The organism is Pedobacter sp. KBW01, from assembly GCF_003852395.1.
Taxonomy (GTDB): domain Bacteria; phylum Bacteroidota; class Bacteroidia; order Sphingobacteriales; family Sphingobacteriaceae; genus Pedobacter.
Window position 1 is genome coordinate 52,811 of record NZ_QAJQ01000012.1, and the last position, 24,825, is coordinate 77,635.

The 24,825-nt window shown below is 39.3% G+C and carries 22 protein-coding genes; 8 read left to right on the top strand and 14 right to left on the bottom strand.

Translation table 11 applies throughout. The features are described from left to right. Position 1: 1 nt before the first annotated feature. From DBR40_RS13525 to DBR40_RS13555, 7 genes are all read right to left on the bottom strand, one after another. Positions 2-886 carry a glycosyltransferase family 2 protein gene (locus DBR40_RS13525; protein ID WP_124560285.1) on the bottom strand — a complete coding sequence of 295 codons (885 nt, stop codon included), beginning with the start codon at positions 884-886 and terminating at the stop codon, positions 2-4. After that, positions 886-2,043: a DegT/DnrJ/EryC1/StrS family aminotransferase gene (locus tag DBR40_RS13530; protein ID WP_124560286.1), complete on the bottom strand. Its 1,158-nt coding sequence runs from the start codon at positions 2,041-2,043 to the stop codon at positions 886-888. The genes DBR40_RS13525 and DBR40_RS13530 overlap by 1 nt, the downstream gene beginning before the upstream one ends. After that, the gene (locus DBR40_RS13535) at positions 2,040-3,482 is read right to left on the bottom strand and encodes a lipopolysaccharide biosynthesis protein (RefSeq protein WP_124560287.1); all 1,443 of its coding nucleotides are present in this window, start codon (positions 3,480-3,482) and stop codon (positions 2,040-2,042) included. Before DBR40_RS13535 ends, DBR40_RS13530 begins: the two co-directional genes overlap by 4 nt. Before the next feature lie 5 nt (positions 3,483-3,487). Then, on the bottom strand, positions 3,488-4,786 hold the full coding sequence (locus tag DBR40_RS13540) for a nucleotide sugar dehydrogenase (protein WP_124560288.1): 1,299 nt from the start codon (positions 4,784-4,786) through the stop codon (positions 3,488-3,490). After that, positions 4,779-5,327 carry a UpxY family transcription antiterminator gene (locus DBR40_RS13545; RefSeq protein ID WP_124560289.1) on the bottom strand — a complete coding sequence of 183 codons (549 nt, stop codon included), beginning with the start codon at positions 5,325-5,327 and terminating at the stop codon, positions 4,779-4,781. The genes DBR40_RS13540 and DBR40_RS13545 overlap by 8 nt, the downstream gene beginning before the upstream one ends. A gap of 350 nt (positions 5,328-5,677) precedes the next feature. Then, positions 5,678-7,969 (bottom strand): GumC family protein, encoded by a 2,292-nt coding sequence (locus tag DBR40_RS13550; protein WP_124560290.1) that lies wholly within the window; start codon positions 7,967-7,969, stop codon positions 5,678-5,680. A 22-nt stretch (positions 7,970-7,991) separates the two neighbouring features. Next, positions 7,992-8,750: a polysaccharide biosynthesis/export family protein gene (locus DBR40_RS13555; RefSeq protein ID WP_124560291.1), complete on the bottom strand. Its 759-nt coding sequence runs from the start codon at positions 8,748-8,750 to the stop codon at positions 7,992-7,994. Between the two features lie 723 nt (positions 8,751-9,473). Here DBR40_RS13555 and DBR40_RS13560 point away from each other — a divergent pair. Beyond that, complete coding sequence (locus tag DBR40_RS13560) at positions 9,474-10,151, top strand: acetyltransferase (RefSeq protein WP_124560292.1); 678 nt, start codon at positions 9,474-9,476, stop codon at positions 10,149-10,151. A gap of 77 nt (positions 10,152-10,228) precedes the next feature. On the opposite strand, the gene DBR40_RS13565 is transcribed toward DBR40_RS13560, so the two are convergent. Both DBR40_RS13565 and DBR40_RS13570 read right to left on the bottom strand, forming a co-directional pair. Continuing rightward, entirely contained in the window at positions 10,229-10,618 is a 390-nt protein-coding gene (locus DBR40_RS13565; protein WP_124560293.1) for a response regulator transcription factor, read from the bottom strand. Between the two features lie 44 nt (positions 10,619-10,662). Beyond that, the gene (locus tag DBR40_RS13570) at positions 10,663-11,427 is read right to left on the bottom strand and encodes a DeoR/GlpR family DNA-binding transcription regulator (protein ID WP_124560294.1); all 765 of its coding nucleotides are present in this window, start codon (positions 11,425-11,427) and stop codon (positions 10,663-10,665) included. Positions 11,428-11,621: 194 nt separating this feature from the next. Here DBR40_RS13570 and DBR40_RS13575 point away from each other — a divergent pair, with 194 nt between their 5' ends. Genes DBR40_RS13575 through DBR40_RS13585 form a run of 3 tightly spaced genes read left to right on the top strand, consistent with a single transcriptional unit; the run spans position 11,622 to position 15,499 of the window. Beyond that, positions 11,622-13,226 carry a glycerol-3-phosphate dehydrogenase/oxidase gene (locus tag DBR40_RS13575; protein WP_410522637.1) on the top strand — a complete coding sequence of 535 codons (1,605 nt, stop codon included), beginning with the start codon at positions 11,622-11,624 and terminating at the stop codon, positions 13,224-13,226. Positions 13,227-13,240: 14 nt separating this feature from the next. Continuing rightward, entirely contained in the window at positions 13,241-14,731 is a 1,491-nt protein-coding gene (gene glpK, locus DBR40_RS13580; RefSeq protein ID WP_124560296.1) for a glycerol kinase GlpK, read from the top strand. A gap of 30 nt (positions 14,732-14,761) precedes the next feature. Continuing rightward, positions 14,762-15,499 (top strand): MIP/aquaporin family protein, encoded by a 738-nt coding sequence (locus DBR40_RS13585; RefSeq protein WP_124560297.1) that lies wholly within the window; start codon positions 14,762-14,764, stop codon positions 15,497-15,499. Positions 15,500-15,598: 99 nt separating this feature from the next. Here DBR40_RS13585 and DBR40_RS13590 read toward each other — a convergent pair whose 3' ends face one another. Both DBR40_RS13590 and DBR40_RS13595 read right to left on the bottom strand, forming a co-directional pair. Then, complete coding sequence (locus tag DBR40_RS13590; protein WP_124560298.1) at positions 15,599-16,882, bottom strand: M16 family metallopeptidase; 1,284 nt, start codon at positions 16,880-16,882, stop codon at positions 15,599-15,601. A gap of 9 nt (positions 16,883-16,891) precedes the next feature. Then, positions 16,892-18,262 (bottom strand): M16 family metallopeptidase, encoded by a 1,371-nt coding sequence (locus DBR40_RS13595; protein WP_233603888.1) that lies wholly within the window; start codon positions 18,260-18,262, stop codon positions 16,892-16,894. A 176-nt stretch (positions 18,263-18,438) separates the two neighbouring features. Here DBR40_RS13595 and DBR40_RS13600 point away from each other — a divergent pair, with 176 nt between their 5' ends. From DBR40_RS13600 to DBR40_RS13615, 4 genes are all read left to right on the top strand, one after another. Then, positions 18,439-19,116 (top strand): 3'-5' exonuclease, encoded by a 678-nt coding sequence (locus DBR40_RS13600; RefSeq protein ID WP_158674049.1) that lies wholly within the window; start codon positions 18,439-18,441, stop codon positions 19,114-19,116. Continuing rightward, entirely contained in the window at positions 19,106-20,557 is a 1,452-nt protein-coding gene (locus DBR40_RS13605) for a DUF294 nucleotidyltransferase-like domain-containing protein (protein ID WP_124560301.1), read from the top strand. Before DBR40_RS13600 ends, DBR40_RS13605 begins: the two co-directional genes overlap by 11 nt. Positions 20,558-21,175: 618 nt before the next feature. Continuing rightward, positions 21,176-22,789 carry a discoidin domain-containing protein gene (locus DBR40_RS13610; protein ID WP_124560302.1) on the top strand — a complete coding sequence of 538 codons (1,614 nt, stop codon included), beginning with the start codon at positions 21,176-21,178 and terminating at the stop codon, positions 22,787-22,789. A gap of 420 nt (positions 22,790-23,209) precedes the next feature. Beyond that, positions 23,210-23,539 (top strand): YegP family protein, encoded by a 330-nt coding sequence (locus DBR40_RS13615; protein ID WP_124560303.1) that lies wholly within the window; start codon positions 23,210-23,212, stop codon positions 23,537-23,539. Positions 23,540-23,606: 67 nt separating this feature from the next. Here DBR40_RS13615 and rplT read toward each other — a convergent pair whose 3' ends face one another. The 3 genes from rplT to infC form a co-directional block, all read right to left on the bottom strand. Next, complete coding sequence (rplT, locus tag DBR40_RS13620) at positions 23,607-23,951, bottom strand: 50S ribosomal protein L20 (RefSeq protein ID WP_025144714.1); 345 nt, start codon at positions 23,949-23,951, stop codon at positions 23,607-23,609. A gap of 73 nt (positions 23,952-24,024) precedes the next feature. Then, positions 24,025-24,225, bottom strand: coding sequence for a 50S ribosomal protein L35 (gene rpmI, locus DBR40_RS13625; RefSeq protein WP_010600880.1), 201 nt, complete (start codon positions 24,223-24,225; stop codon positions 24,025-24,027). A gap of 29 nt (positions 24,226-24,254) precedes the next feature. Then, positions 24,255-24,824 carry a translation initiation factor IF-3 gene (gene infC / locus DBR40_RS13630; protein WP_124560304.1) on the bottom strand — a complete coding sequence of 190 codons (570 nt, stop codon included), beginning with the start codon at positions 24,822-24,824 and terminating at the stop codon, positions 24,255-24,257. Position 24,825 lies beyond the last annotated feature (1 nt).

Here is a 24,825-nt window from a genome sequence, read left to right on the forward strand (position 1 = left end):
ATTAATTTACTATCGTTTTAATGGTCTGGAAAGCGTTTCCAAATGTTTTATGTTTCACTTCGAAGAGGAAGTATTTTTTTAAGTAGAAATGCAAAAGCTTAATTTTCTGCAAACCTGTGTAGGTAAAAATTTTAATGAGAATATTAAAATCGCTTAATTGCATTTTCTTTAACGGAACATAAGACACCGGACTCCATATACCTCCTGGATGGCGTCTGTAACAGCTCATTACTTCTGGAAGTACATAAAGTTTTTTACCGGTTACCCAGGTACAGTAAAGTTTTAAAAACTTATCGCATGCATGGCATTTTAAAAACCATTCGTTCCTATACAGGTCTTTAATCGGTTCGATGTTACGGTAAACAATAGTGGCCGTACAGGTTTCTACTTGTTTATTAATGATCAAATCGCTAAAGCTATACTTTAAAGGAACCGGGTTAAAGTTCATGTAAAACACCTCAGTATCATCAAAATTTATTTCGCGGGTGTAGTGACAGCACATTACGTATTCAGGATTGTTTTCTAAAAAATCAACCTGTTTCTGTAGTTTGTACGGGTCGGTCCAATAATCGTCGCCATCACAGGTGGCTACGTATTTTCCTTTGGTTTCGAGCGCTACACGGATCACGTTTTGTGTGGCTCCGATGTTTTTAGGTGCTTTTAAGCGATTAATTCTGCCCGGATACCTGGCCACGTAATCATCAATGATTTCAGCAGTGCCATCTGTAGAGCAATCGTCGCCTATTATAATTTCAGTTTTGAAATTGCATTGCTGCATCAGGAAACCATCAAGTGCTTTGGCTATAAATTTACTGTGGTTATAGGTGATGCAAAAAATGCTCACCATGATTTCGTTGTGGTTCGGTTCCATAATAAATGATGACATTAACGTCCATTTACCGCAATCGCCTGGCTTCCATTTACAAGGTGACCGTAGTCTGCCAGTTTAACAACTTGTTTTTTGCGGTAATTTTGAGTTCTTAAAATAATTCTAACTACCAGATCCTGGTCGGCGCTGGTTAAAGTGTGGTATAGTGGCAGGCACATGATGCGACGGGCAATTGAATCACAGATAGGCATGTTTACCTTATCGATATATGGTAAGGCCGATAGTGATGGATAAAAGTACCTCCTGCAATACACCTGAACCAGTTCCAGCTGTTTCATGCAATCGAGCATAATTTCTTCCGACCTGAAAATTACCGGAAAGTATGCATAGTTAAAATCTGTATCTGGTTGTACTACCTGAAACTGGGCATCAATTTTATTCAAACGCATGGTATAGTGCACAGACAACTCTTTGCGTTTACTCAATATCTGGTCGATGTAATTGAGGTTGCATAAGCCCATTGCGGCATGAAATTCAGAGTTTTTGGCATTGGTCCCCAATTCGGAGAAAGTATCTACCCCGCTGTAACCAAAGTTGCGCATCAGCGCCATCCTTTTTAAAATATCGGGGTTTTGTGTAAATACAGCACCGCCTTCAATGGTGTGGAAGAGCTTGGTAGCATGAAAACTGGTGGTGCTTACATCGCCATAGGCAAAAATCGATTTGCCTTTGTATTTTGTGCCAAAACAATGTGCTGCATCGTAAACAACCTTTAAGTTGTGTTTTTTTGCTATGCGGTCTATGGCGTCAATATCGCAGGGATTACCAAATACATGTGTAGCTAAAATCGCTGTTGTATTGGGTGTTATTGCGGCTTCAATTTTATTTGGATCGATGTTAAGCGTTTCCTCATCTATATCTACAAATACCGGTGTACATCCCTGCCAAACAATACTACTGGTGGTAGCTACGAAAGAAAAAGGTGTGGTAATTACCTCGCCTTTAATTTCGAGGGCCTGTATGGCCAGCTGCAGGGCTATTGTACCGTTGGTAACGTAAAGTAAATGCGGGAGCGCCAAATACTGTTGTAACTTTATTTCCAGTTCGTTTACCAATGGTCCGTTATTGGTGAGCCACTGTCTGGCCCAAATGCTACTTACATAGCTTTTAAAATCTGCCTGCTTAGGCAAAAAGGGTTTGGTTACAGGTATCATTGTTTAAGGATTAGTTGTTTAAAATCAGTTAAGGCAGCCAACCGGATGGTATTACTGATGCCCAGGTAAAAGCCTGCGTAAATAATGCTCAGGCCTAGAATCCGGAGAAAATTATTAATGTGATAATGAGACATACACCAGTTATCTAAGCCGTAACAGGCTAAACCTAAAAGACTTGATAACATTAAAATAGGTGCTATATCGTGAAGTTGCTCTTTAAGTGGATAATTGATTAAACGGCCACTGTAAATAGAATTAATGTAGTAGGCAAAAACTGTAAAAAACAACTGAAAATATAACAGCCCCATAATGCCGAATGGAATTACACAGATAATCCCAATAACACTCAGTGTTTTTTTTGCGACTTCAAGTTTTAAAAACTGTCCGCTTTGGCCCTTAACCTTTAATATATTTAAGTTGTAGGCATGTAAAGGATACAAAACCCCCGCAATGCATAAAATCTGGAAATAAGGTACAGATGGCAACCATTTATCGGTTAAAAGCAGCGAAATTAATGGTTGTGCAATCAATGCCAGAAAAATTAATATCGGCGCATTCCAGAACAAAACCTGCTGCATTAACCTTTTGTATACCATTTTAAGCTTTACATCATCGTTGCTGATGTTGGAAAACATGGGATAGGTAACTTTATTAATTGCGGTAGAAATAATGCCGATGGGTAACTGGCTCAAACTATCTGCCCGTGCATAAAAACCTAGTTGGGTTGCGGCATAAAAACGGCCAATAATTACCGTATATAAATTCTGATAGATGGTATCGAGCAGCCCCGAAAGCGTCATTTTATAACCAAAATGAAAGTGCTTCCTGAAACTCTTTTTACTGAACAGCAAGCGTGGCCTCCAATCTGAATAAAACCAGTGCAAAATGGTTGATACCGTTGCGCTTAATAAGCTCATCCATACTAAACTCCAGGTACCATAACCATTTTTAGCCAAGAAAATGCCCAAACAGCCACCCAGGATTACGGAAGGAATCTGGATAATTGTTTGGAGCTTAAACTTCATTTCCTTGGTTAAGAGCGTACTTTGGATGCTGAAGAAAGCATTAATTAAAAAGGTTAAACCATAAATCCTCACAATATTGGTGAGCTGTGGCTGCCTGTAAAAATCTGATATAAATGGAGCCGCAATGAAGAACACCCCATAAACTACAAGGCTCCCCAACAGGTTAAAAAAAAATATAGTCGAGTAATCTTTTTGGCCAGCTGTTCGTGTACGGATGAGTGACGAAGTTAAGCCACTATCCATTAACGAGTTGCCAACGGCAATAAATATGGAGAGCATGGCGATTAAGCCAAATTCGGCCGGACTTAATAAGCGGGCCAGAATAATGGTAATGAACAGGTTTATGAATTTAACACTAAACTGCTGCCCAATCGACCATATAATGCCCGATCGTGCTTTATATGTTAAACTCATGGCTTTTACAAACGAACCGTTTCCATTGATTGTGGTAAAACTGATTTGATATCGTACACTACACAGGTTGGTTTACGCAATTCGGCAATATTCAATTTATCGAATTCCTGGTGCGCTACGGCCAGCACTATCCCATCGTAACGCCTGGTTTTTGAAGAACCGTTTTCGCAAATAACTCCGTAATTATGGTTCGCCTGATCGGCATTTGCCCAGGGATCGTGAATGGTTACATTTACTTTGTATTCTTCTAAACGCCTAACAATATCAATTACCTTGGTATTGCGTACATCCGGGCAGTTTTCTTTAAAGGTAAAGCCCAGTACAAGCACCTCAGCCCCCACAATGTGGATGTTTTTGGCGATCATTTTTTTAATAATCTGATCGGCTACATATTTGCCCATGCCATCGTTTACCCGTCGGCCAGCCAAAATAATTTCGGGATGATAGCCGGCTTCCTGCGCTTTTTGAGCTAAATAGTAAGGATCTACGCCGATACAATGTCCGCCTACAAGGCCAGGCTTAAAGTTTAAAAAGTTCCATTTGGTACCTGCGGCTGCCAATACTTCCGACGTATCGATACCGATCTGGTTAAATATCATGGCCAGCTCGTTTACAAAAGCAATATTGATATCGCGCTGGGCATTTTCGATTACTTTCGCAGCTTCGGCTACCTTAATAGAAGAAGCCTTGTAAGTACCGGCATTAATTACCGAACGATATAAAGCATCAATTTTTTCGGCCGCCTCTGGTGTAGAACCTGAGGTAATTTTTAAAATATTGGCTACTGTATGTTGTTTATCGCCGGGGTTAATGCGCTCTGGTGAGTAACCTGCAAAAAAGTCTTTGTTAAACACCAAACCCGATCCTTTTTCTAAAATCGGTACGCATTCATCTTCTGTAACACCAGGGTAAACAGTCGATTCGTACACCACGATATCGCCTTTCTTTAAAACTTTTGCAACTACTGCGCTGGCTTTAAGCAAGGGGCTTAAATCGGGCCTGTTATTTTTATCAACCGGTGTGGGTACAGTAACGATATAAACCGAAGAACTACGCAATTTTTCGAGCTCATTGGTGCAATACAAACCTTGTAAGGTGGTACATTCGAAAGTGAGCACTTCATTTAGCGCTTCTTCGCTTACTTCCAGCGTATTGTCGTAGCCGGCTTTCAGTTCTGCAATCCGGCTTTGATTAATATCGAAACCGAATACTTTGTATTTTTTTGCAAATTCTACTGCCAGTGGTAAACCAACGTATCCTAAGCCGATTACCGACATTTTTAATTGATCTTCAGAATTATACATAATGTTGTTGTGGGTTAACAGTTAAGGTAAGGTTGCTTATTGGTACTCGGGTTACTACGGCACAATCTAAATGATCAAAAGACATGAGTACATGTTTGCCCTGAATCTGGATCACCTCTCCTTCCTGGTTGTGGAAAAGACCGTTGCTGATTCTTACGCGATCGCCTTTTGATACGCCGCTCAAACTCACTACATCTACATCATTATAGGCATCCATAATGTGTTTCAGGCGCTCTATTTCGCTATCTCTTACGATTGCAGGTTTGCCCATGTAATTGATGAAGTTGAGTACACCTTGTATGTATCTAACTTTAAATCCATCTCTTTCATCTATTTTCACAAAAACGTATCCGGTAAAAAGAGGCAGGCTAACAATTTTCTTTCTGTCGGCCCATTGGTTTTCTACATTTCTAACTGGGCAGAACGATTCAAATCCTTGTTCCTGAAGGAGCTTATCCACTTTTTTTTCCCAACGTGGTCGGGTGTAGATTACGAACCATTTTTTTGCAAATGAGGCTCGGTAGTTAATTTTAGATTCCATATGATTTGATAGAGATTATGATTTAATTTTTAGCCCCTTTGGTACAGCTTCGCTATATCACTTACATGGTGTAAGTAATAATGCTTTTTTTAAGGTTGAACTGTTTTAGCAGGCCGGATACAGCTTCGCTATATCACTTACATGACTATTTTTTGTTATTCAAAACCGTAATGCTTTAAAAGGCAAATGGGCAATCTAATGTGAGTAGTTTACAGCTGCCTGAACTTTTAACCGGGCTTAGTTAGGGCACGTGGTTCAATAAGCTGGTAAACAGAATTAAATCGTTTGGGGACGTTTATTTGGTATTGGGTACTAGGTATTCTTGATATTCAGGGTAAAATAAGGCTGTTTTAGTTTGCCATGGCATAACCATAACCCCCGTAACTGTATTTCTGGTTTTTCTCACGTTTGGCGTCGTTAAAAACAACCATCGGATTTTTAAGCTTGTTATTCTCGCAAATATCTTTCAATATGGCCAGCTGGTATTTATTGGTATAGTTGTATCTTACTAAGTAAATGCTTACATCTGCGTACTCGGCCAGGCTAAAGGCGTCGGCAACCTGTCCAACAGGCGATGTATCGATGATGATATAATCAAACCTATCTTTTAGCTCGTCAAAGAGCGCATCCATTTTAGGGCTCATCATTACTTCGGCTGGATTTTCGGGCGATTTGCCACAACCAATTACCGAAATATGCTCCGATATCTTGGTAGGTTTGATAATGTCTTCTAAAAATACGGCATCATCAATCAGGTAATCGGTTAAACCAACGGTTTGCTTTAAGCCTACTTTATTCAACAAGTCAGGTTTTCTTAAATCAAATTCGAGCACCACTACTTTTTTATCTAACATACCTAAAGTTGTGGCCAGGTTTACGCTGAAGAAAGTTTTACCTTCTCCTTTCATACTCGATGTTACCAGCATCACTTTGTTATCGCCATTGCCAGCCATCAAACCTAAATTCATTCTGATATACCTGAACAACTCGGATATGGTAGAACGGTTGTCTTTTTGAAAAACAATGGTGCTTTTATCGAGGTTATGCGAAAGCTCACCAAGCATTCTTGCTCCGGTTAATTCAATTGTACTTGCATCCTGTACTTTGTTATTGAAGAATCCTTTGATGTAAATGGCACCTGCTGGTACAAGGAAGCCAAGGATAAAGCTACACAAATATAAAAGTGGCTGTTTCGGACTTTCTGGTGTTGTATTATAAGCCGGCTTATCTACTACCTGCGAGGTAGGGACGGTGGCTGAGAGCGATAAAGCCGTTTCCTCCCTTTTTTGTAACAGATATTTATATAGTCCCGATTTTACACTTTGCTCACGGCTTCTTTCCAGTAAACCGCGTTCTATAGTAGGCACAGATTTGATTTTACTATCATACTGCGAGTAATTGGCCCTTAAATTATTGCGTTCAATTACAAATCCTTGTTTAATGCTGCTTAAATTTTCTAGTATATTGGTTTTTAATGTAGCCAACTGCTCATTGAGGTTTAAAACCAATGGATTTTCAGCGTTTGCAGTGCGTAACATCCTGTTACGCTCTAACTGTAAATCGTTAAATTTAGAGATCAGTGAATTTAAAATTGGGTCTTTAAGGCCCATGGCGCTTGGTGCGAGATCATACTGGCTTTGTTTACCTCTGAAATAACTTTCAATTGAAGATAGTATTCTTAGTTGCACTGATGAGTTTTCCAGTAACTGGTTATATTCTCCGGTACGGGCAGCATTCATCTGCGCATCCATATTAATATCGGTAACACGGTTTTGTTGCTTGTAGTTTTCTACATCTTCTTCAGTGCCTGATAAATCGCTAACCAGGTATTTGAGTCTGTTATCGATAAAACGGATGGTATTACGGGCAATGGTATTTTTATTGTTAACGTTATTGATGTTGTAAGTCTCAATCAAATCATTTAAAATATCAATTCCCCTTTGTGGTACCACATCGTTTAAGCTAATGGTAATGGTGTTTGCATCTTTCACAACCGGTACTATTTTTAACGAAACCAAACTGTAGGCTTCTGTCATTTTGTAAAGGTTTTTAAACTGGATTTTGATTTTGCCAAATTCTCTTTGAAATGCCGGACCTTTCTCTACTTTAACAACATAATTTTTATTGTGCAGGGTATCTCCATACTTTACAATGTTGGTATTCAGGCTATCCTGAATGATGTATGAAATATCATCAAGATATGAAATGTTGATTTTACGGGCATAAGCACCATTTTTTAAGCTAATAGCTGTAACCACCAGCGGAGATGTTTTACCATAAAGTTCTTTTTCCCTAAAACCTTCTTTTTTAAAATAAGCAGTTTCCAGGTTCAGTTTTTTCAACACTTTAAAAATCAGGTCTCTCGATCTCAGGATCTCGATTTCGTTATCAACCGTTTTAACAGTTTGAAACATATTAAGGTCGCTGAATGCAGTACTGTTCGACATGGCTGCACCGTTTTTGTCATCAGAGATTAGCAATGTGCTGGTTACCTTGTATTTTGGTGGTGTAATGTATAAGAAACCATATACAGCACCCATACAAATGGCAATACTCAGTAGAAAATAGGGCCAGTTTCTGGCAAAACTTATCATAGTTTCTGCAAAATCTTTTGCGCCACCATTTATGATTTGTTTAGACATGTTCTTGTTATTTTAAGAGACGTTATTGTTTTAAAACAGCTGTTATTAATACTGCCACTGCCGATATAGAAGCGATTACGAGTGGCATCACGCGGGTATTTGTACTGTACTCGCTGGCTTTCGATTTATCGGGCTCTACATATACGATATCATTCTGTTTAAGGAAAAAGAAGGGAGAATTCATTACATCCTGATTGTTCAGGTTAAGTCTTTTCATTACGCGTTGTCCGTTTTGCTCTCTAATTACCAGCACATTATCGCGCTTGCCGTACACGGTCATATCACCTGCTAAGCCCAAAGCTTGTAAAAGGTTAATGTTATCACCTTGTACCGTAAAATTCGACGGGCGGTTTACTTCTCCAATTACAGTTACCTTAAAGTTAACCAGCTGTATATCAACCACCGGCTTTTTAACATATTTATCCAGTTCTCTGGAGATGGTTGTCTGTGCCTGTTCAATGGTCAACCCTTCTAATTTTACATTTCCAACTACAGGTAGGTTAATCATCCCGTCTTTGCTAACCCTGTAACCCTCTACTTTATAATTGTTCTCAGCGCTCGGTACTTTTGTATTTACAGCAAACAATACATTCGATTCCTGGTTTAAGCTATTAATGCTTACACTTAACAAATCGTTCTGTTGTATTTTTACTTCCTGAGCTGGTAATTTTTCCTCGCTTGTTTGTTTAGCCAGGTTACTAAAATATACTAAGTCTCTTCTTGGAGCGCAGCCTGTAGCAAGGCAAGTATATATGGCGATAAATAATATTACTTTCTTCATAGCTTAAGTAATGTTTGAGTTTGTGGTTCGATTTATTGAGAACTAAGCTATGCAATAATGCCCCAATGTTTTATAGGCTAAACGGGGTTGTATTTAAATTGTATAATTAATAAACAGCGTACACAGTATTCCAGTAACTGCACCCATAAATTATACATGATTTGTGAATTTTTTGGCGCAAAAGATGTAAAAAAACAAACGTTTGTTTTCGTTAAAAACGGGCTATTTTAAAGAAAAATTTGAAGGCAAAAAACTAAAAAACGTCAGAAAATGATTTAACATTTAAAAAAGCTGTTTAATACTACAATAAACTCCCCGAATTTTTGCTTTTTTAAGTGGTGCCACTTAAAATTTACTGCTGACTGTTTCCATATTATAAAATTCAGACCAGTGGCGGGTACAATTTCAACCCTTACCATTCTGATTTTGTGGCATTTTCGCATTGATGTATAACCTACTATACAGCTATTTATCCAGGCCCTGAAAAATACTTTTATTGTTATAAACCTGGTTTAATTTAGCTGGTTCCCTTTTGAAAGCTTGTAAAACGATTAACAATCGGCTGCAGGCGCCTCCAGCCTGCAAAATATGGGTACAAAAACAACCAGATTGCGCAAATGTGAAAACTGTAAACAGCGGTATGCAATAAGTGTACAGTGTGCGTTTAAACAAACAATTAAGGCTATTTAATGTATAAATTAGTGATTCACCAAAAACTAAATTATGAAAGTTATTATCTATGGAACAGGGAAAATGGCCGAATTTATAGGTTATTCGTTTATGAACGATAGCCCGTATAATGTTGTGGCATTTTGTGTCGATGATGCTTATGTACCGCCGGCTGGAAGTACATTATTGGGCTTACCTATTCTGAGCTTTGCTCAGGTAACAAAAGATTTCCCTCCGGATGCAAATAAAATGCATATTGCCATAGGTAGAAACAGCGCCAGAGAAAGCATTTATAATAAGGTAAACGAAGCTGGTTATCATTTTGCCAATTACATTTCATCTAAAGCCAATATATGGCCCGATTTAGTAATGGGGCACAATATTTTTATTGATCAATGCTGCGATATACAACCATTTGTAGCGATTGGAAATAACTGTATGCTTATTGGATCGAGAATAGGCCACCATTGCACCCTCGAAAACAATGTATTGCTTTCGGGCAATATTCTGGCAGGCAATGTAACTGTGGGCCATAACTCATTCCTGGGGATAAATTCTGCCGTGAAAGAAGATGTTATTATTGGTACACACAATATCATTGGCGCAGGCGTTTTCATTAACAAAAACACCGAAGATTATGCCATTATCACAAATGCCTCCGCAACCCAGCGCATTGGCGATTCTAAGCGTTTTGTAATGTTTACCAAAACGCCGGATGCAAAACCAGCATAATTAAAAAAGAAAAAGGTCAGGTTTACAAACCTGACCTTTTTCTTTTAAATGCTATAAGCAGCCGTAGCCAGTTGATGTTATATTTTTACGCTATTATCGGCACTTTTTTGTAGTTGTGCATTAATTCGTTTCAGCACATCATCAATATCAAAAGGTTTACTGATATAATCATCGGCAAAAGCATCAATGGCTTTCTGTTCACTGTTGTTTTGCGCCGACATTACAATAATCGGGATATGTTTGGTGAAAATATCTGTTTTTAAATCTTCGCATATTTCAGCACCGTTACCATCAGGCAGCATCACATCAAGCAGGAAAAGATCGGGCATTGCATCCTGGATATTCTTTTTTAACTCGGCAAATGATGATGAAAGCTGTAATTCAAATCCTTCATCGCTTAACAGAATTTCGATAACGTTTCTGATCTCCTGATCATCCTCTAAAATGTGTATTCTTTTTTTTCCCATGTTCAAATTATAATGTTTTGGTTTAACCGTTAGCATGGTTTTCGCTATACGATCGTAACAGTAACACCTAAACTCTCCAAATGTTTTACAATTTGATCAGAAATTCCTTTATCAGTTATAATGTGATCAATTTCTTCTAAACCGCATATTTTCCCAAAGCCTCTTTTACCAAATTTGGTCGAATCGGCCAATACAATAGTCCTTTGCGAAGCACCAATCATTTTTCGGTTTAAATGGGCTTCCATAGCGTTTGTAGTGGTTAAACCAAAATCAAGGTCTATCCCATCAACCCCTAAAAACAGTTTATTAAAATAGAAGTCCTGCAAAACCTGTTCAGCATAGGCTCCCATTACCGACGATGAGCTTTTTCTGAGCAAACCGCCTAACTGTATCACTTCTATACTAGGTTCGCGCATTAGCTCAAGTGCTACATTCAATGCCGAAGTAACCACTGTTAAATTTGTAGCAGGCGCAATATTTTTAGCAAAATAAAGTACTGTTGTACCCGAGGCGATTACAATCGAATCGTTATCGTTTAACATGCCGGCGGCGGCGATACCTATTTTATTCTTTTCGGTTGATTGCAGTTTCTCTTTCTCATTAACCGGCCGGTCAACCGTGTATGGATTATTTACAGTTGCCCCACCATGTGTTCTGAAAAGCAGGCTTTTATCTTCCAGTAGTTTTAAGTCCTTTCTTATTGTTACAGACGAGACTTTCAGTTCCTTACACAAATCAACCACATTAATGTATTGGTCACGTTGCAGGCGACTTAAAATAAACTGATGTCTCTCAGCCAAATTCATCATAACATATTTAATTAGGAAGCTGCAAAATAGCAATAAAAACAGGTTTTAGCATATTTTGTAGAAATATTTAATAAATTTTTAATACGCTTATTATATTATTTCGATTATGATTCCTTATAATTGCGTATTGTTTCGTTTTATTATTTTTACAAACACAACGAAAGCAAATTAAACATGAGGTTCGTAATTAACGGATGAGACCAATGAAGAGATTACACCAACATATACTTGCCGAAAACATCAATTGGGATCTGATTATTATTGGTGGAGGGGCTACCGGTTTAGGCACGGCCTTAGATGCTGCCAGCCGCGGACTTAAGACCTTACTGGTAGAACAATCAGATTTTGCAAAAGGAACATCCAGCCGAAGTACTAAACTGGTTCATGGTGGCGTACGCTATTTAGCACAGGGCGATATTGCCCTGGTAAGGCACGCTTTGAAAGAACGTGGCCTTTTGCAGCAAAATGCCAAACATCTGGTAGATAAAGAAGCCTTCCTCATCCCCTGCTACAATTGGTTTTCAGTAATTAAATACCTGGCCGGTTTAACATTGTACGATTGGCTTTCGGGTAAATACAGTTTCGGAAAATCGAAATATTTCAGCAGAAAAGAGACTTTGAGCATAATGCCAGGCATCAAAGAAAAGAGCTTAAAAGGAAGCATCAGATATTACGACGGAAAATTTGATGATGCCCGTTTAGCCATCAATATTGCTCAAACCGCTATAGAAAATGGAGCTGTTTTACTAAACTACACCAAAGTTACTGCCTTAATAAAAAGTGATGGCAACGTAGTTACCGGTATTGAAACCGAAGATGTACTCACTGGAGAAAAAGCCAAACACCATGGTAAAGTTGTAATTAATGCCACAGGTGTTTTTGTTGATGATATTTTACAAATGAATAACCCCAATGCAAAAAAACTGGTGCGTCCGAGTCAGGGGGTTCACATTGTTCTGGATAAAAGCTTTTTAAACAGCGAATCTGCATTGATGATCCCGAAAACATCAGATGGAAGGGTATTGTTTGCCGTTCCGTGGCATGAACATTTGCTTGTGGGCACAACCGATACTCCTTTAGATGAACATAGCCTCGAACCAAGAGCTTTAAAAGAAGAAGTAGATTTTATTATGGCTACCGCAACCAGTTACTTTAAGCGTAAGCCACTGGAAACAGATATCCTCAGCGTTTTTTCTGGTTTAAGACCGCTTGCAGCACCTACGAACAACAGCGGCAACAGCACTAAAGAAATTAGCCGCGACCACAAATTAATGGTTTCAGCAAAAGGCTTAATTACCATTACCGGTGGAAAATGGACTACTTACCGCCGTATGGCCGAAGAAACCGTAGATCTCGCCATTTCACATGCTGGCCTCGAAGCGAAAGCATGTATAACGGAGAATTTAAAAATCCATGGTACTACCAATATAAAAGGAGATCATCATCTGGATATTTTTGGTTCAGATCGTGATAGAATAGAGGCATTGATACAGGAAAACCCTAATCTGGCTGAGAAACTGCACAAAGATTTTCCTTACACCTGTGCCGAAGTAGTATGGTCGGCAAGGAACGAAATGGCCGAAACTGTAGAAGATATTTTAAGCAGGAGATTACGCATTTTGTTTATTGATGCGCAGGCAGCGAAAGATATGGCTCCTAAAGTGGCCTCGCTCCTCGCACAAGAATTATCAGCTGATCAGGATTGGGGAACAAATCAGATTGAAACTTTTAATACCTTAGCAAACGGCTATATTTATCATCCAATACAAATAAATACCGGAACGGCTTTAGCCCACTAACCAAATTCTTAATTATGAGCAAGTACATCCTGTCTCTCGATCAGGGAACCACAAGTTCGAGAGCAATTATTTTTGATCACAATGGCGACATTATAGCCATTGCACAGCGCGAATTTACCCAAATTTATCCCAAGGCAGGCTGGGTAGAGCACGATCCGATGGAAATATGGTCTACACAACTAGCTGTTGTAACCGAGGTTATTGTTAAAGCCGGTTTAACCGTGAGTGATATCGACTCGATTGGGATTACAAATCAGCGTGAAACAACAGTGGTTTGGGATAAAGAGACCGGTATGCCTGTACATAATGCTATTGTATGGCAAGACCGGCGCACTTCTGCTTATTGTGATGAAATCAAGGCTCAGGGCCTTTCGGGGAGGATACAGGGAAAAACCGGACTGATTATAGATGCTTATTTTTCGGCCACCAAAGTAAGGTGGATCCTCGAAAATGTAGCAGGCGCTAGAGAAAAAGCCGAAGCAGGCAAGCTTGCTTTCGGAACCATTGACAGCTGGCTGATCTGGAAATTAACCGCAGGCGAAAAACACGTTACCGATGTAACGAACGCCTCGCGTACCATGATTTACAACATTCACACCTTAAGCTGGGATGATGAATTGCTAGAACTATTTGGTATTCCTAAACAGATGTTGCCAACCGTTAAATCATCGAGCGAGGTATATGGCGAAACAGCAGGAAAGATTTTGGCGGCTAAAATACCTATTGCAGGTATTGCCGGCGATCAGCAATCGGCTTTATTTGGCCAGATGTGTACCGAAGTGGGGATGGTAAAAAACACGTACGGCACCGGCTGTTTTATGTTGATGAATATTGGAACAACACCTAAAATTTCGGAAAATAATTTACTAACTACCATTGCCTGGCAGATTAACGGCGAGGTGCAATACGCTTTAGAGGGCAGTATTTTTATCGGCGGCGCAGTAGTACAATGGCTTCGCGACGAAATGGGTTTAATTTCCAAATCGGCTGATGTAGAAACTTTAGCTAAAAAAGTAAAAGATACCGATGGTGTGTACGTAGTGCCGGCCTTTGCTGGCTTAGGGGCACCACACTGGGATCAACATGCACGCGGAACCATTACTGGCTTAACCCGCGGCACCAATAAATCGCATATTGCGCGCGCTGCACTTGAAAGCATTGCCTACCAAACCATGGATGTTTTAAAAGCAATGGAAGCCGATGCTGGTGTAAACATTGCCGAACTCCGTGTAGATGGTGGCGCTACGGCCAATAACCTTTTAATGCAGTTCCAGGCCGACTTGTTGAATTGTAAAGTGATCAGACCAAAAGTAACCGAGGTTACAGCCATTGGCGCAGCTTATCTGGCCGGTTTAGCTACCGGTTTCTGGGAAAATATCGACCAAATCAGATCGCAGTGGAAAATAGATACCACTTTTGTAGCTGAGGAAGGTGTAGACAATACTGCCAGAATAAAAGGCTGGAACAGGGCTGTAAAAGCAGCCAGGGTAAACGCAGAAGATTAAAAATAAGATATTCGCTTAAGAATTTAACGTATGAACATATATCTCGCAGAATTTATTGGCACCGCACTCATGATCCTTTTGGGTAATGGCGTGGTAGCCAATGTTGTACTTAAAGGTACAAAAGGAAACAATGGTGGCTGGATTTCCATTACCACCGCCTGGGCGCTCGCCGTATTTGTTGGCGTAGTAGTAGCCGGACCATACAGTGGCGCACACTTAAACCCGATCGTTACTTTGGGCTTAGCCATTGGCAAAGGTTTTAGCTGGTCTTTAGTACCTTTTTATATCCTATCACAACTGGCTGGCGCAATGACAGGTTCATTTCTGGTATGGGTAATGTACAAAGACCATTTCGATGCTACCGAAGATCAAGGGTTAAAAGCTGCTCCTTTTGCCACTGCTCCGGCTATCAGAAATAATGCTTCCAATCTGGTTTCAGAAATTATCGGCACGTTTGTGCTAATATTTGTGATTTTCTACTTCACAGATGCCAGTATGGGCACTAAAGAAAACACTACGCCAATTGGCTTAGGTTCGCTTGGTGCTATACCCGTTGCATTTTTGGTTTGGGTAATCGGTTTGGCTTTAGGTGGTACCACAGGGTATGCCATTAACCCGGCCAGGGATTTAGGCCCAAGGATTATCCATGCATTGATTCCAATGAAAGGTAAAGGCAGCAGCGGTTGGGATTACGCCTGGGTGCCGATAGTTGGTCCTATAGTTGGCTCAACTTTAGCGGCAGTGGTTTATCTGCTCATGCACAAGTAAGCCAATCGTCATCTCGACCGAAGCAAAGCGTAGTGGAGAGATCTTTAATCAGATTTCTCCACTACACACTAAAAGACGATCCTCTTCAAAATAAGCTCATTATTGAAATGCAGCCTTCCCTACCTGTTCATCGCCCAGATAAACCCAAATTGCACCTTTCAGGTATTTTGTAAAAGAATCTTTCATATCAGCTAAGGTTACTTTGTTAAAGTTGGGCACCATATCTTCTACCAGCGTGTAACTTCCCAGTACTTCAGCCTCTCCCAAATCTTCTACAATAGAGCTTGCACTTTCCTGATGCCTGTAATAACCATCGCGATGGTCTTTTTTCAAAGCATCGAGGTAGCGCTGACTGTATTTTCCCTCTTTAATGTTGTTGTATACTGTTACCATAGCCTGAAAAGCTTTCTTCGGTTGTGTAGTGCTTACAAACATAGAACTATACGGAATCTGCTGTGTCTTAATGGTAGCACCCGGCGCGTATGATAAACCTAAACGTGTCCTCAACTCATAATTCATACTTCCGCTTAATGCATTAATAATCAATACAAAGGCATGATAGTCGGGACTGTTCATGGTGGGTGCATTCATAATGCAACTCATGTAATTGGTGGCAATATCCCTTTGTTCAACTACCAAACGTTCTCCGGTTAGCATTTTACGATCGTAAACCGGAGGAGTGTAAGGTTTCCCTTTAAGCTCCTTAAAAGATGCCTGTATTTTTTGTTCCAAAGCTTCTTTGGTAATCTTACCTGCAACAACGAGGAACATTTTATTTTTGTTTAACAACTCGTTATGGTAGTAGTTACTTACCATTTCGGCGGTAAATCCACCTACTGTTTTACTGCTGCCCAATGGGTTAATACTATATGGCGAATCTTTAAACATGCTCTCCATGCTCATTTGTTCAACTCTGGTTTCGGGATCAGACTGGCTGTGGTAAATAGCCGAGATCATCCGTTCTTTAGTAGTCTGAAATTCAGTTTTATCAAAAGCAGGATTCACCACAGCATCCGAAAACAGCTTCCATCCCTGATCGAGATATTTGGAAATACAGTTCATACTAATGGTTCCATAATCTGTTGTAGAAGAACCTGAAATAGCGATTCCGTATTCATCTGCCAGCTCCTGATAATCGACTACACTATAATTTTTGGTGCCGCAAGTAGCCGCTGATGCTAAAGCCAGGTTTTCTATTCCTGCTTGTTCGGCAGTATAATTCATTACACCACCCTTAAAAAACATGCTAATGCTAACCGTTTCTTTTTCAGTTGGTTTTAAAATTACTTTCAAGCCATTAACATCAAATGAAATGGCTTTAGTTTGGGCGTGGCTATATTGGAATAATGCCACAAAGGCAATAAAAAATATAATTCTTTTCATGAGATCAGCTTAATTTGTCGATTTAAAAAATGTTTCGGGTTTTACCGTTTTCATACTCGCATTGTCCATCATTAAACCAGCACAGTAAGGCTTATCTTTAATGTATTTATGTACATAATCCAGTAAATCCTTTCTGGTTACCTTGTTTACCTCTTCTTCGTAATGGGTATAATAATCTATTGAAGCCGATGCCCACCAGAAGGAAAGTAAATGCGCGTAATCAGAGGTTACTTCTCTCCTTTCAACTTGTTCGATTGATAATAATCTTTTAGCCCGCTCGATCTGCAAATCAGACAAATAATCTTCATTGGCCCAAAGCGAAATCTGCTTTAACACTTCATCATAACATTCTTTCACCTTGGCCGGATTTGGGCTCACCATTAAACTGATAGGGCCGGTATATTTCTGCGTATAGTAATTTACATCCGCTTCCTGAGCCAGTCCCGAGTTAATTAAAGCCTGTTTCATTTTCGAACCGTTCTGGTTAACAATAAACGAAAACACATCTGCAGCATAAGTTGCCGGGATATCGTTACGCGTATCGGGGCCATGCCAGCTAAACAACATATATGGCACAGGGCTTTTATTCGATTCTACCAGATAATAATCGTTTTTAGTAAGCGGTTGAAATTCGGGAATAGGCCATTTCACAAAAGGATCTACTTTCGAGGGTTTCCAGCCACTAAAAATATAATCAACATAGCTAAAGGCATCATCAACTTTTACATCGCCGGCAATAACCAGCACCGAATTGTTAGGCCAGTAATATTTGTTTTTAATCGAATCCATTTTTGAAGGAGTGGCCGATAAAATTACCTCATGACTGCCGATTACGTTTTTCCGCGAATAATTTGTACCCCACATGTGGCGCGAGTTGGCTTCCATTAAAGCAAAAATCGGACTCGATTCGTGACGGGTGAACTCGGCATTTACGACTTCATTTTCGAGTGCCATATCTTCCTTTATAAACTTCGGATAACGGATAGAAGAATTCATCAGGCTTAAGCCAGCCTTTAAATTCGCAGCCGGAAGCGTAAAAAAGTAATTCACTACTTCTTCTCTGGTAGTAGCGTTTGAGTTGATATCCAAATCGTTCATCCTGCCATTAAGGCTTTCAAAATCAGGATAATCTTTGTTCGCCTTAAAGAACAGGTGCTCATATAAATGGCTCAGTCCGTTAAACTCGTCGGTTTCGGTAAACGAACCATTTCTACAAGCCATTTCGATGGTAGCTAGTGGTACAGTACGGTCTACAACAACCAATACCTCCAGGCCATTAGGCAGCTTTTTGAAGTGCATATTTTCAGCAAGCTTCTTTTGGGCAAAAGCAGAACCCAAACACATAATACATGCGATAACGCAAAATAATCGTGAGAGCATAATTTCAAGTAATTTTTAAGGCAAATAAGTTCAAATCTTTTACTTTATCAAATAATATATTAACAATTTAAAAATATTATTTAGTGTGGCTATATCCTAAAATTGTTATCATTTATGACCGTTATTAATTATCTTTGGTGAACATCAGTCTTTAACTGTAAACCTAACCAAGCATTTTGCAAGCGTACTTCCTCGTAGTGGATACCGAAACATCCGGGCTGCCTAAAAATTGGTCGGCACCTTATGCCAAAGAAAATAACTGGCCGCATATTGTGCAGATCGCCTGGATAGTTTATGATGCTAATTATCAGGAAGTGAAACGCGAAAACCATTACCTGAGCAATACAGATATTGTTATAGATAAGGCAGCGCAAAAAATACATAACATAAGCCCCGAATATTTACGGGTGCATGGAGAAGATAAAGAAAAAATTATGCTCAGGTTTTATGCCGATATTAAAAAGTATAAACCTTTGGTTGTAGGCCATTTTATCGAACTCGATTACCACATGGTGAATGTTGAGCTGTTTAGAATAGGCAAAGAAGATGTTTTTAAAGACCTGTCCTTTTTCTGTACCATGAAAACGAGTGCTTTATATATTACCGATTCTGTAATCAGCCACCTAAAACTCGATAAATTTTATACCATATTATTTAATGAGGTACCAGAGAATATGCATAACGCGTTGTCTGATGCATTGAGTGCCGCTAAAATATTCTTCCACCTTATAGAAAGTAAAAAAATCAGCTTATCAGCTGTTTATAGTCAGCAACATAGCTTTAATCGCGAAAAGAAGAAAGCAAAAGCATTTTCATTCAAAAAAATTTTAAAAGGAATTTTTAATGGAAGATAAATTAGCCGACCGCATTTATACAGCCCGCATCGGAGATATCACTTTCAAGAAAATAGTGAGTTGCGATCCTGCCACTCCAATTTTTGAAGCGGCAATTAAAATGGCCGAACAGAAAACCAGCTGCCTATTTGTTAAAGATGAAGCACAAGGTTATGTGGGCTTTGTAACCGATATTACTTTAAGAGATGAAGTTATTGCCAAACAGTTAAATGCAGGCTTAGCTATTGAAACGGTTATGGACAGGAATATTGTAACCATAACGCCCGATGCTTATGTTTACGAGGCTATTTTGATGATGTTCAGTAAAAAATCGCGCTATTTGCTGGTAAATGATAACGGCAATTATGTTGGTTTTTTGAGCCGGAACAGGCTGTTGAGCGAGCAGGCAGAATCTCCTTTGGTTTTTATTCAGTCGGTAAAATCGGCGGTAAACACTAGCGACCTGAAGCTGAAGTGGCAAAAAGTGCCGCATATTGTTGCTCAATTATTAAACAGAGGAGTTCATGCTAAAATTGTAAACGAGGTAGTTACTACCATTGCCGATACCATTTCGTTCAAAATTATTGAAGATGTAATTGCCAAACTCGGGCCACCGCCTGCAAAATTTGTTTTTATGGTTTTGGGCAGCGAAGGCCGTAAAGAGCTGAGCCTTAAAACCGATCAGGACAATGCCATTATTTATGAGGATACCCCTGAAGATAAACGTGCTGCCGTACGCTCCTATTTTCTCGATCTGGCTACGCAGGTTTCAGATAACCTGAACTACGTAGGTTTTGTGTATTGTGATGGCGATTACATGGCTACCAATCCGAACTGGACGCATTCTTTATCGCACTGGAAATACAATTACAAAAACTGGATCGAAGAAGCTTTACCCGAAGCAGCGGTAAAGTTTGCAGCTTTTTTCGATTGCAGGGCAATTTATGGCGATTTAAGTATCATGGAAAGTTTAAGGTCTTTTGTGGATGAAGAACTGCAGAAACCGATAGAAAAATTTTATGTCTATTTGGCTAAAAATGCTTTGCTGTACGAACCACCACTCACCTATTTCAGAAACATCCGCACGCAGAAAATACATAAGAAAGAGGTTTTCGATATAAAAACCGCCATGACACCCATTGTTGATCTGGCCAGGGTTTATGCCTTGCAGAACAGGATTTTTCAGAAAGAAAATACCGGAGAACGTTTAAAAACTTTAAAAGAACTTGGTATATTTACAGAAGAGCAGTTTAACGAACTTTCGCAATCCTATTATTATTTGATGGGTTTAAGGCTGAAACACCAGGCCAATTTAATCATTAACCACCAGTCGGCGCCAAATAACTTTATTGAAATCGATACACTGACCAAAATTGAAAAGGTAACCCTTGTTGAAATCTTCAAAATAATCCTCAACTTTCAAAGCGGAATCAGGATGAAATTTACCAATAGTTTGGGCTAAAACCACCATACTTTCCTGTGTTATGGCTTAGTACTACCGTCAATTATTTGATGGTATTTTTACCTGCCTGCCCTCCTCTTGACCAGATTTTAAGTGGCTATGGTTTCAACTTTTTGCAATAAAATATGAAACTATTTTTACTTAAGCACTTCTGCAACAAAAACAAAGCTTAAAAGCCTAATAAATAATACATCCCGGAAATAACGGCAAAAACACAAGTTCTTACGGCTTAACCTGACTGAGCAATCAAACGTTTGCGTGTTATAATCAGCACATTTTTTGTCATCCGAAATAAAAGTTATAAAAACCGGGGGTTATGTTTTTCAGGATTAACTATTAAATGTATTTCCGACAATTATAACACAAACGTTTGCGCTGATTTATTTTAACGAAGTATACTTACTGTGTGTAACTTAAGGATTACAAAACAAAAGGAAACTAACTTATTACGCTCCATTTTTAACTAAAAGTAGAGGAATAGTGGCCAGGTTTGGCAAATATTGATGATGTGATCTTCATATTTTATGAAAATCAGAACATGTGGCTGAGGTCGGCACGTTAAAGAAGGCATTATTAACCAATTGCATATTATCAAATTCCTAACCTAAAAATTATCTAATGAAAAAAAACAGTCTACTTTTTGCAGGCCTTGTCTCCGCCTGTCTGTTTACCCTATCTTGTAAAAAGGCACAAACCCTACAACCTGAGGAAAAAATGCCTACGCTAAGTCATAAAATGGCTACAGCGAACATTATTACGCAAACGCGTAATGTAAATGTAGTGTACTTTGTGCCTAACGATCTGGATACCTTAGCCGGTTACCGTAAGAGGTTAAGTGATCTTTTATTGTGGACCCAGGACTGGTACAAACAGGAAATGAACCGGAATGGTTATGGCAACAAAACCTTTGGTTTGGCCGATGATGGCTCAGGTGGTGTAAAAATCTTAACCATAAGAGGAAGCTTACCAAAAAGCAGTTATCCTTATTCAGGTGGTTCGGGTGCTGTAGCCAGCGAAATAAACGCTTATTTTGCTGCTCACCCTGCTGATAAAACCAGCGACCATACCTTAATTATTATACCAAGGTACTCTATTGGCTCAAATGGTACGCCAAGTGGTGGCCCTTTTTACGGTACGGGTAAATGGTGCTATGCGCTTGATTACGAAGAAATGGATATTGCCAACCTTGGTTTAAGCACAGCAGTAGGTAACCGTTTCAGTGTTTGGTTTGGTGGTATGGTACACGAGCTAGGCCATGGTTTAAATTTACCACACAACAGACAAAAAGTTTCTGAAAACTCTACACTAGGTATGGCGTTAATGTGGGCCGGTAACGGAACACTGGGTAAAAGCCCTACCTTCTTAACTGCTGCTGATGCTGCTATTTTGAACGCTAACCAGGTTTTCAACAATAACTCCAACACCTATTATGGTTCGGTTACAACCAACATTCCTAAAATCTATGCCGGCTATGATAGCGGTCTTGCATCAATCGTGGTATCGGGTAAGTTTACTTCAACAGGTAATGTAACCAGTATACTGTATTACAACGATCCAAACGTAGGTAATGAAGGTACTGGTGTAAACAAAGATTACAATGCCATCACCTGGGAGTCGAAAAAGATTGGTACCGACAGCTTCAGGGTAGTAATGCCAATTGCCGATTTACAGGAAAAAGCAGATGGAATTCCTTACGAACTGAAAGTGAAACTGGTACATGATAACGGTACGGTAACCGAACAGATTTATTCCTATACTTTTTCGGGAGGTTTGCCGGTGCTAACCTTTTCAACTAAAAACGAGTTAAGTAAAACAGGCTGGAGTATTGCTTCTTTTAGCTCGGAAGAAACCAGTGGCGAAGGTGCTACAAATGGCAGGGCAATCAGATTAATTGATGGAAACGCAAGTACTTACTGGCACTCACGCTGGTCGAGCTCTGCAACTACCTATCCGCATAATCTGGTAATTAATTTGGGTGCTTCGAAAACTGCTACGGGTTTAAGTTTAACACAAAGAAGCGGTTTGCAAAGGGCAATTAAGAATTTCGAACTGTTAACCAGTACAGATGGCGTAAACTTTACTTCGGTAAACAATTATGTGGCACAAAATGCAAATGGGCCACAGTATTTTGATTTTGGAAGCGCCAAAACCTTTCAGTATTTTAAAATTATAGCCAATTCGGCACAGGATGGCTTACAATTTGCCAGCTTAGCAGAACTGGGATTATACTAATAAAAAGTATCGTCATTTCGAGCGAAGTATAACGTAGCAGAGAAATCTATTTAAAGATCTCTCCATTTCGCTGCGCTTCAGATTCTTCTATCGGGTCTGTCAATGGTAGGCTTAATTATTGGATAAAAATCAATATCAGCAACAGTCACTCCAGTCTCGTCATTTCGAGCAAAGTGCAGCGGAGTCGAGAAATCTATTTAAAAATTTCATTCTGTTGTGCTCATCCTACAGCTATTGGATGGGAATCTTAAGCATAATGCATTAAGATTCCCTCTTGCGAGGGAATGACGATCTCGATTTTCTATCATTTAACCCCTACGTTAACATACTTTTAATTCTTACACTGATATTGATTTTGCCTACAAACTTTTATAACTTTAAGTAAATAGCATTTTAAACCAAATAATTAAAATCAGCACTATGGGAAAATTTGTGATTACTAAAAGGACTAACGGCGAGTATCAGTTTAATCTGAAGGCCGGCAATGGTCAGGTTATTTTAGCCAGCGAAGGCTATGTTGCAAAATCAAGCTGTGAAAATGGAATCGAGTCCGTTAAAAAGAATGCTCAGGATGATTCGAAATTTGAGAAGAAAACATCGAGCAATGGCAAGCACTATTTTAGCTTAAAAGCAACCAACGGGCAAATTATAGGCTCGAGCGAAATGTACGAAAGTACTTCGGCCAGAGATAACGGTATCGAATCTGTTCAGAAGAATGCACCGGATGCCGAAACAGACGATCAGAGTTAAGTTCATTAAAAAAGGGAGCCAATTTGGTTCCCTTTTTTAAATATGATTATCGCCTGAGCGAAAATTTCTATTTTACTGCATCAATTACAGCTTTGAAAGCTTCGGGGTGATTCATTGCTAAATCAGCCAATACTTTACGGTTTAAACCGATTTCTTTTGAAGCTAATTTACCGATTAATTGAGAGTAAGAAATACCGTGTTGACGTGCACCAGCGTTGATACGTTGGATCCACAATCCGCGGAATTCTCTTTTCTTAACTTTACGGTCACGGTATGCATATTGCAAACCTTTTTCTACTGTGTTTTTAGCAACAGTATAAACCTTACTTCTTGCTCCCCAATAACCTTTGGCTAAATTAAGGATCTTTTTTCTTCTTCTTCTCGAAGCTACTGCGTTTACCGAACGTGGCATGTTGTTGTTGTTTTTTGGTAAGCGGCGTCCAACTAAGGAACTTTAATGCCTGATACCTGGTGAAATTAATGAATTACTTTCCGATGCAAAGCATACGTTTTACGTTACCTGAATCTGCATCTGTTACAATTCCTGCATTTCCAAGCGCACGTTTACGTTTAGTACTCATCTTGGTTAAGATGTGACTTTTGTATGCTTTGTTTCTTTTGATTTTACCTGTTCCAGTAAGCGAAAAACGCTTTTTAGCACTGGAATTGGTTTTCATTTTTGGCATAACCTGTTATTTAATTTATAAAATTGTTTTTATTTTTTTGCTACTTTAGGCGCAACAGTAAGGAACATGCGTTTACCTTCTAACTTTGGTAATAACTCTACTTTTCCTACATCCTCCAAAGCCTGGGCAAACTTTAACAATAAAATTTCTCCCTGTTCTTTGTACACAATTGCTCTACCTTTAAAATGCACATAAGCTCTAACTTTCTCACCGCTCTCTAAAAAGCTTACTGCATGTTTTAATTTAAACTGGAAATCGTGATCGTTGGTGTTAGGACCAAAACGGATCTCTTTAATTACAGTTTGTTTGGCATTAGCTTTAATTTCTTTCTGCTTTTTCTTTTGCTCGTAAACAAATTTACTGTAATCAATAATCCTACAAACCGGTGGTACGGCATTTGGAGAAATCTCTACCAAATCCAATTCCAGTTCATCAGCAAGTGCCAAAGCTTTCGCCAAAGGATAAATCCCCGGTTCAACATTATCGCCAGCTAAACGCACTTCAGGCGATTTTATATACTGATTAATGTTATGCTCTGCTTCTTTTTTCTTAAAAGGTGGACGTGGTCCCCTGTTAAATCCTGGTCTTCCTAATGCCAAA